Source organism: Aminobacter sp. P4_H6_2 (assembly GCF_056400805.1).
Genome location: NZ_JBFUKO010000223.1, coordinates 1 through 7,998, shown reverse-complemented (window position 1 = coordinate 7,998; position 7,998 = coordinate 1). Strand labels below are relative to the sequence as shown.

General features: G+C 61.9%; 6 protein-coding genes. All 6 read right to left on the bottom strand.

Annotated elements, in window-relative coordinates:
* On the bottom strand, positions 1-920 hold a 920-nt coding region (locus AC1DUU_RS16560), incomplete at its 3' end, for a putative 2-aminoethylphosphonate ABC transporter substrate-binding protein (RefSeq protein WP_476784503.1).
* A 228-nt stretch (positions 921-1,148) separates the two neighbouring features.
* Positions 1,149-1,985 carry an EamA family transporter gene (locus AC1DUU_RS16555; protein WP_476784502.1) on the bottom strand — a complete coding sequence of 279 codons (837 nt, stop codon included), beginning with the start codon at positions 1,983-1,985 and terminating at the stop codon, positions 1,149-1,151.
* Positions 1,986-2,133: 148 nt separating this feature from the next.
* Positions 2,134-3,591, bottom strand: a complete 1,458-nt coding sequence (phnY, locus tag AC1DUU_RS16550; RefSeq protein WP_476784501.1) for a phosphonoacetaldehyde dehydrogenase — start codon at positions 3,589-3,591, stop codon at positions 2,134-2,136.
* An 11-nt stretch (positions 3,592-3,602) separates the two neighbouring features.
* A complete protein-coding gene (gene phnA, locus AC1DUU_RS16545; RefSeq protein ID WP_476784500.1) occupies positions 3,603-4,859 on the bottom strand; it encodes a phosphonoacetate hydrolase in 1,257 nt (418 codons plus the stop codon).
* Between the two features lie 23 nt (positions 4,860-4,882).
* On the bottom strand, positions 4,883-6,085 hold the full coding sequence (locus AC1DUU_RS16540; protein ID WP_476784499.1) for a 2-aminoethylphosphonate--pyruvate transaminase: 1,203 nt from the start codon (positions 6,083-6,085) through the stop codon (positions 4,883-4,885).
* Between the two features lie 130 nt (positions 6,086-6,215).
* Entirely contained in the window at positions 6,216-7,883 is a 1,668-nt protein-coding gene (locus tag AC1DUU_RS16535; protein WP_476784498.1) for a Na/Pi cotransporter family protein, read from the bottom strand.
* Between the last annotated feature and the right edge of the window lie 115 nt (positions 7,884-7,998).

The window sequence follows — 7,998 nt, the reverse complement described above, 5'->3', positions numbered from 1 at the left end:
TCTTCGATGTTGGTGGGCAGGTGCGGAACAGGCTTTGCAACGCCGGGCATGGCAACGATCGCCCAGCCGACATTGTACATCTCGTTGGCCTTCTTGGTGACCGTCCAGTCGATGAACGTCTTGGCCGCTTCCTCTTTCGTCGTACCGGCAACGATCGCCGAGGCTTCCATGTCCCAGCCGATGCCTTCCTCAGGAATGATGATGTCGATCGGCGCACCTTCGGCCTTCGACTTGGCGGCGCGGAACTCGAAGGAGATACCGATCACCGTTTCGCCAGCAGCGGCCATCTTGCAGGGCTTGGAGCCGGAATGGGTGTAGGCGGCGATGTTCTGGTGCAGACCGTCCATGTAGGACCAGCCTTCCTTTTCACCGAATAGCTGGATCCAGCTCGACACGTCGAGATAGCCGGTACCCGACGATGCCGGGTTGGGCATGACGACATGGCCCTTGTATTCGGGCTTGGTCAGGTCCTTCCAGCTCTTGGGCGCGGTCAGACCAAGCTTGGCGCCTTCGACGGTGTTGTAGCAGATCGAGGCGGCCCAGCCGTCCATGCCGACCCATGCCGGAGGCGTGTCCTTGTCGACATATTGGGGCTTGAGCAGTTCCACGCCCTTGGGCGCGTAGGGCTCAAGCATGCCTTCTGCCTTGAGCACCAGAAGCGACGTCGCGGCCAGACCCCAGATCACGTCGGCCTGCGGATTGTCCTTCTCGGCGAGCAGCTTGGCGGTCACCACGCCAGTGGAGTCGCGGATGAAGTTGAGCTTGATGTCGGGATGGTCCTGGTTGAATGTCTCGGCGTAGCGCTTGAGATCTTCGGCTTCGATTGCCGTGTAGACTGTGAGCTCGGTCTCCGCCCATGCCGCCGACGACATCATCATCGTGGCGAAGGCGGCGAGCACGAAGGCTTTCTTCTGGTTCATGGATATCTGGCTCCCATTTGGATCGCTTTGGCACGTTCTGATTGGGAGAGGTCTGAGCAGGGATGCGCGTGCCGCGACTGCCCCGATTGCGCCTCGTCCAAGGCTGATACTGGGAACGAGGGGTCAATAAGTAAAATCTATTCTTTTTATGATACTGTAGGCTCAGCTTATGAGCTGCACAGATGTGCGACAGGCAAGTGACAGCATTGTTTCAAACAGGTGAAACGATCAGGAAAAGGCGAGCGCTACAACACCACAGGCGACGATGACCGCCGAGACGATGCGCGCCGGCCAGGGCCGTTCGCCGAAGATGAACAGGCCAATCAACGCCGCGATGATCACGCTCGATTCCCGCACCGCCGACACCGCGCCGAGCGGCGCGATGGTCTTGGCATAGATCACAAGGCCATAGGCGGTGACAGCGCCGAGCCCGCCGATCAGTCCCAGCCCAACCGTGCGCAGATCGATGGTGTGGGTGGCGCCGCGCCGGCGAAACAGCACGAACAATGTCACCGGAAGTTCAAGCAGGAACAGCCAGCCCATATAGCCGAATGGACTGTCGGACAGGCGCACGCCTATGCCGTCGATGACCGAATAAGAAGCGATCAGGACTCCGTTGATCGCAGCGGCACCCACCGCGCGCGGATCAGCATTCGCGGCACCCCGCTGGAAAGCCAGGAAGCCGATGCCGAACGTAATTGCCGCGAGCCCGGCCCAGCCGAGTGGCGGCAGCGTTTCGCCGATCATCACATAGGCGCCAAAGGCGACAAGGGCAGGCGCCAGTCCGCGCGCAATCGGATAGACCTGGCTGAGGTCGCCGAACTGGTAGGACTGGAACAGGAAGATGTAGTAGCCGAAGTGGATGACGGTCGACAAAAAGATGTAGATCCAGCTTTCCATCGACGGCGACGGTGCCGACAAGACCAGTACCGTGCCGAGTGTGGCGTGGGTGGCGGAGACGGCGGCAAGCACGACGGCGCGGTCGTTCGCCGCCTTGACGACGGCATTCCAGCTCGCGTGCAGGAACGCCGCGACCAGCACGATGGTAAGCGCGAAACCGGACATGCGATCAGACTTTTATGTGGAGGAGGGCAGCGGTTTGCGTCGCGCCGGCTGACGGACGCGCCAAGGCTTTCGAAAAGTGCATTTCCCCTCCAGACGCGAATGAGGGAGCGCAAGCGCTCCCTCATCGAGGCTTATGCGATTTGCCGGCTCAAGACCATGGCAGCGAGAATGTCTTGACGTTGGTAAAGCTCTTCATTGCCTCGATGACGCCTTCCTTGTAGCCGTTGCCTGAATCCTTGATCCCGCCAAATGGCGACATCTCGATGCGATATCCCGGGACTTCCCAGATATTGACCGTGCCGACCTGAAGCCCTGCGATGTATTTTTGCATGCGGCGGAAATCGTTGGTGCAAACGCCTGACGACAGGCCGAAGGCGGTCGAGTTGGACAGTGCGATCAGCTCGTCGTCATTGTCAGGTGCGCGCACGATCGGGATGATCGGCCCGAAGGTCTCTTCCATCACCAGTTCGGAGGTGTGCGGCACGCGGTCGACAACAATCGGCGGCAACAGCGCGCCCTTGCGGCCGGGATCATAGAGCACTTCGGCCCCTTGTTCGGCGGCCATGTAGACTCTGCTTTCGAACAGCGCGGCCGCCTTTTCGTGCACCACCGTGCCGAGATCGGTCGACCGGTCCATTGGGTCGCCAAACCTGAGCTTCTTGGCGCGTTCGAGCACCATCGGGACGAAGCGGTCGGCCACGCTTTCCTGGCACAGGATGCGCTTGACCGCGGTGCAGCGCTGGCCCGAGTTCTTGGTGGCGCCAGCCACCGCCAGATCGGCCGCCTTGGCGAGATCGTCATCAGAAAGGTCGTTGAGGATGATCAGCGGATCGTTGCCGCCGAGCTCCAGCACCTGGCGTTTGTAGCCGGCGGTGCGGGCGATCATCTTGCCGACCGGCACACCGCCGGTGAAGGTGATCAGCTCGATGTTTTCATTGGTGATCATCTCCAGTCCGATGTCGGCCGGCATGCCCGTCACCACCGACAGCATCTCGGGCGGCAGGCCGGCCTCGTAGAGGATGTCTGCGAGGATCAGTGCCGTCATCGGGGTGAGTTCGGTCGGCTTGACCACCACGCAATTGTTGGTGGCAATTGCGGGTGCCACTTTGTGCGACACCATGTTGAGCGGATGGTTGAACGGCGTGATCGCCGAGATCGCCTTCAGCGGCTCACGCGTGGTGAAGATTTTCCGTGCCTTGCCGTGCGGGGTCAGGTCGCAGGAAAAGATCTGGCCGTCGTCCTGGATGCACATCTGCGCCGACAGCGTGAACACATCATAAGCGCGGCCAACCTCGTAGAGGGAGTCGGCCTTGGAGATGCCGAGCTCCAGCGTGATGATGTCGGAGATCTCTTCCTTGCGCGCGGCAAGCGCTTCGGCAGTGCGGAACAATATCTGCTGACGCTCGTAGCGGGTCAGCTTCGATTTGTAGTTGGCGGCGATATCAAAGGCCTGGCGCGCATGCTCGGCACGCCCCGCCGGCACCGTGCCGATCACCGCATTGGTGTAGGGGTAGTGGACGTTGACGATACCATCGGCATCGACCTTGCGCCCGGCGATGCGCATGGGCTCATGGCGCACCTTGAACGTCGTTTCAGCCTTGACCATCGTCAACTCCCTCAGGCCAGCGCTGCGGCCATGGCAGCATAATAGAACGCATCGAAGTTGCGCAGCACCGGTTCGTTCGGCAGGCTGGGCAGCTTGCGGTTGACGATGAACGGCACCGCCTGCTCAGTCAGGCCGCCATGCGAGCGCAGCGGCTCGTTCAGCGCTGCCAGATCATGGCGATGCTCGCTGGTGCCGATCGTCTTGTTCTCCGAAGAGACCAGCACGATGTCGCCGATGCGGTCGCTTGGCAGTTCGAAGCGCGAGCTGGCGGTGGCATTGTCGATGACGACGTCGATGCCCTCGATAGCGGCAAGGCGCTTCATGATGCCGGCCTGGTCGGCACCTTCGGGCAGGTAGGCGGTGGCAAACGAACCAAGCGCGCCGTGGTGGACGACATATGGGTCGGTGATCGGCAAGATGACGCGTGCGGCGTCCTTGCCCAGCCACTCGTCGAGCAGGTCCTGGACATAGACCACGTCAGGAGTGCCGTCGGACTTGTGCTTGGGCTTCATGCCATGGTCGGCGGTGATGACGATGGCCGCGCCCAGCGCGTCGAGTTCGCCGAGATATTTGTCGAACATCTCGTAAAAGGCATTGGCCTGAGGCACGCCGGGCGCATATTTGTGCTGCACGTAGTCGGTGGTGGTCAGGTACATCACGTCAGGCTTGAATTCCTTGAGTAGCTTGACGCCGGCGGCAAAGACGAACTCCGACAGTTCGGCCGAATAGACCTCCGGCACCGGCTTGCCGAGCCAGGCGGACGCGTTGTCGATGCCGTGCTCGGCCTTGGTCGAGACATCGGACTTTTCCGAAGAAAAGCAGATGGCGCGGCCGTCGTCGAACTTCAGGCCACTGCCGAGCAGGGCGCGCAGCTTGTCCTTGGCGGTGACCACGGCAACGCGCGCGCCTGCATCGTAGAAGGCCTGGAAGACGGTCGGCGCGCGCAGSAAGCGCGGGTCGTTCATCATCACTTCCTTGCCGGTCTCGCGCTCATAGAGATAGTTGCCGCAGATGCCGTGCACGGCAGGCGGGCGGCCGGTGGCGATCGACAGATTGTTGGGGTTGGTGAAGCTCGGGATGACGCTGTGGGCGGTACGCTCGGTGCCCTTGGCGCGGATCTTCACCAGCGACGGCATCAGGCCAGCTTTGATCGCCTCGTCGAGATAGGCCGGCTCGCAGCCGTCGAGGCAAATGGCAATCGCCGGCACGCGCGGCCATTCGTAAGTGCGGCCGTTGGCGCTGACGTTGATCGTGGTCATCTTGTTCATGGGGAGTTCCTTTAAATCTTTGTTCAGGCGGCGAGCTTGGCGCGCTCGGCGATGGCGGTCGCGGGAGGAGCCGCTGTGTCGACGCCCATTTCGCTGAGCGACTGGCCGGCGGCCTCGACCACCTTGCGCATGACATGCTCGTCCATCTGCCCGATGCAGCCGACGCGGAAACTGTCAGCTACCGTCAGCTTGCCTGGATAGATGATGAAGCCTTTTTCCTTCATCAGCTCATAGAAGCGGTCGAAGGCGAAATCGGGATGGGCGGGGCAGAAGAAAGTGACGATGATCGGCGACAGCCAGCGGTCCTTGAGTAAGGTTTCGAAGCCCAGCTCGCGCATGCCTGCTACCATGACGTCGCGGTTTCTGGCGTAGCGCGCGCCGCGGCCGGCGACGCCGCCTTCGATCTCATGCTGGCGCAGCGCCTCGAGGAAGGCGGCGACCACATGGGTCGGTGGGGTGTAGCGCCACTGGCCGRTCTTGTTCATGTGCGCCCACTGGGCATGGACGTCGAGGCTGAGCGAATGGCTGCGGCCCTTGGCGGCTTCGAGCTCGCTCTTGCGGGCGATGATGAAGCCGAAGCCGGGCACGCCTTCGATGCACTTGTTGGCCGAGGACACCATCGCTTCGTAGCGGATCTCGCTGACGTTGAGGGGGATGGCGCCAAATGCGCTCATCGAGTCGACAAGAAACTTGCGGCCCTTGGCGTAGACGACTTCGGAAATCTCGGCGACCGGGTTGAGGATACCCGAGCTGGTTTCGCAGTGGACGAGAATGACATGGGTGATGGCCGGGTCGGCATCCAGAGCTGCGGCCACTTCATCGCCGCGCGGCGGCATGTAGTCGCCCTTGTCGATCGCCACACAGTCGCGGCCGAGATAGCCGAGCGTCTGGACGATGCGCTGGCCGTAGGCGCCGTTGACCAGCACCAGGACCTTGCCGTCTCGCGGCACGAACGAGCCCAGCATTGCCTCGACGGCGAAGCTGCCGCTGCCTTGCATCGGTACGCAATCGAAGTCGCTGTTGCCGTCGCCGAGCATGGCGAGGAGACGCTGGCGCATGTCGGCTGTCATTGCCCGGAAGTCGCCGTCCCATGAGCCCCAGTCGCGAAGCATCGCCTGCTTGACCGCATAAGAGGTCGTCAGCGGCCCGGGCGTCAGCAGATAGGGTTCGCCGAGTGCTGGTGCCGGGAAGGGGGCTTGAGCCGCAAGCTTGTGTTCGGACAGCATTTCTTTCTCCTCGCCGTCTTCAGATGTCTGGTTCGGCTTCACATTGCTGACCGGCAATCCATATGTAAAATCGTTATTTTGTATTCATCCATAAGCTGAAACGATAGTGGCTAGATGACATGCAATTTCGTCATGCCGTCTTGGCGAGCCGGCTTTCCAGAAGATCGCCGCTCTGGGTCAGGATCGGATAGGCGACCGAGACCAGAAGGGAGTTGAACTCCTTGAGCGCCCGCACCGCTTCGAGGTGGATGTCGCTGGTCTCGATACTTTGCGGCGAGCCCGATTGCAGACGCTTGAGATGCCGCTCGTGGCTATCGCGTTCAAGCTTGCGCATGCGTTCCTTTTCGACCACCAGCTGGCGCGCGGCGTCGAGATCGCCCGACACCAGCACGTTCATGGCGATCTGCATATTGGCCAGCACGCGGTCGTGCAGCGTGGTCAGCTCGCCCCAACCTTCCTTGGAAAAGCTCAGCCGCTTGTCGTTCTTCTCTTGGGCCAGCACCAAAAGGTTCTTGGCGATGATGTCGCCGGCATGCTCCAGATTGATGGCCAGGTCGGTCAGCTCGATGCCGCGCCGTGCCTCTTCCTGGGTCATCGTTCCGCGATTGACCTCGGCGATGTAGAGCTTGATGTCGGTGTGGGCGCGGTTGACCTCCTCGTCGAGCTTGCGCACCTGCTCGACGCGCGTACGGTCGCCGGAATCGAAAAGATCCATCACCGGGCGCAGCATGATCTCCACCACCTCGGCCATGCGCAGTACCTCGCGCGTCGCGCTGGCAAGCGCGACACTCGGCATCTTGATCACCGTGCGGTCGAGTGCGCTGACCCGCCGCGACATCAGGTTGAAGCTCTCCGAACCGTGCGGTGCGTCGGGCAGAAGCATTGCTATCAGCCGCTCCATCGGCCCGGTGAAGGGCAGGCACACCACCAGCAGCGCAAGGTTGAAGGCAAGGTGCATGTTGACCACCTGCCGGGCCGCACTGACGCCGAACCAGGTCATCGGGATCTCTATCGCCTGCATGGCAACGAGGATCGCGATTGCAGCCGTTGCACGAAAAATCAGATTGCCGACCGGAATGCGCCGCGCTTCGATGGCTTGGCCGCGCGTCAGGCCGACGGCAACGAGTCCGGCACCCAAGTTGACGCCGAGGATCATCGGCAGCGCCACTTCGGCCGGTAGCACGCCTTGGGCCGCCATCGACATGAACAACAGCACCGAGGCGACGCTGGAATGGATCAGCCAGGTGAAAAGCGCCGCAGCACCAAAGGCCGTCACCGGATCGCTTCTGAGATAGTCGATGGCCAACGGCAGCAACGCGCTGTGGCGCATGGGGGCGGTCGCATCGCCAACCATGCGCAGCGAGATCAGGATGAAGGCGATGCCAAGCAAGGTGCGCCCGGTCTGCTTGACGATGCGCGCCTCGAATTTGAGGAACATGGTGGCACCGAAAAACAACAACAGTGGCACCAGCCAGCTGAGGTCGAAGGACAGTGCCTGCACCACCAGTGCCGAGCCGACATCGGCCCCCAGCATCACGGCGAGCCCGCCCGAGACGGTCAGGACGCCCGTAGCGGCAAAGCCTGCGGCGAGCACTGCGACCGCGGTTGCGCTCTGCAAAAGAATGGCGAGCAAGGTGCCGGCCGTCGCTGCCTTCAGCCGGCCTTTGGTCGCGCCACGCAACGCCTCGCGCAGCACCGCGCCATGGGCGCGTTCGACGCCGGTGCGGACCATGCGCACCGCCCACAAAAGCAGCATGATGGCGCCGGCCAGTTGCAGCAGGATGAACATGAAATGCATGGCCGCGAGCCTCCGATTGCAAAGCGCGCAGCTGTGGCGCTTGCCTTATCCTCGGTGGTTCTGGATATAAGTCAAATCGTTAGTTTCGATATTTATATTGGTTGAGATTATTGGT

Bases quoted from the DNA above. Each gene is read 5' to 3' on its own strand.
- AC1DUU_RS16555 (WP_476784502.1), bottom strand. From the start codon at position 1,985: ATGTCCGGTTTCGCGCTTACCATCGTGCTGGTCGCGGCGTTCCTGCAC.
- phnY (WP_476784501.1), bottom strand. From the start codon at position 3,591: ATGGTCAAGGCTGAAACGACGTTCAAGGTGCGCCATGAGCCCATGCGC.
- AC1DUU_RS16535 (WP_476784498.1), bottom strand. From the start codon at position 7,883: ATGCATTTCATGTTCATCCTGCTGCAACTGGCCGGCGCCATCATGCTG.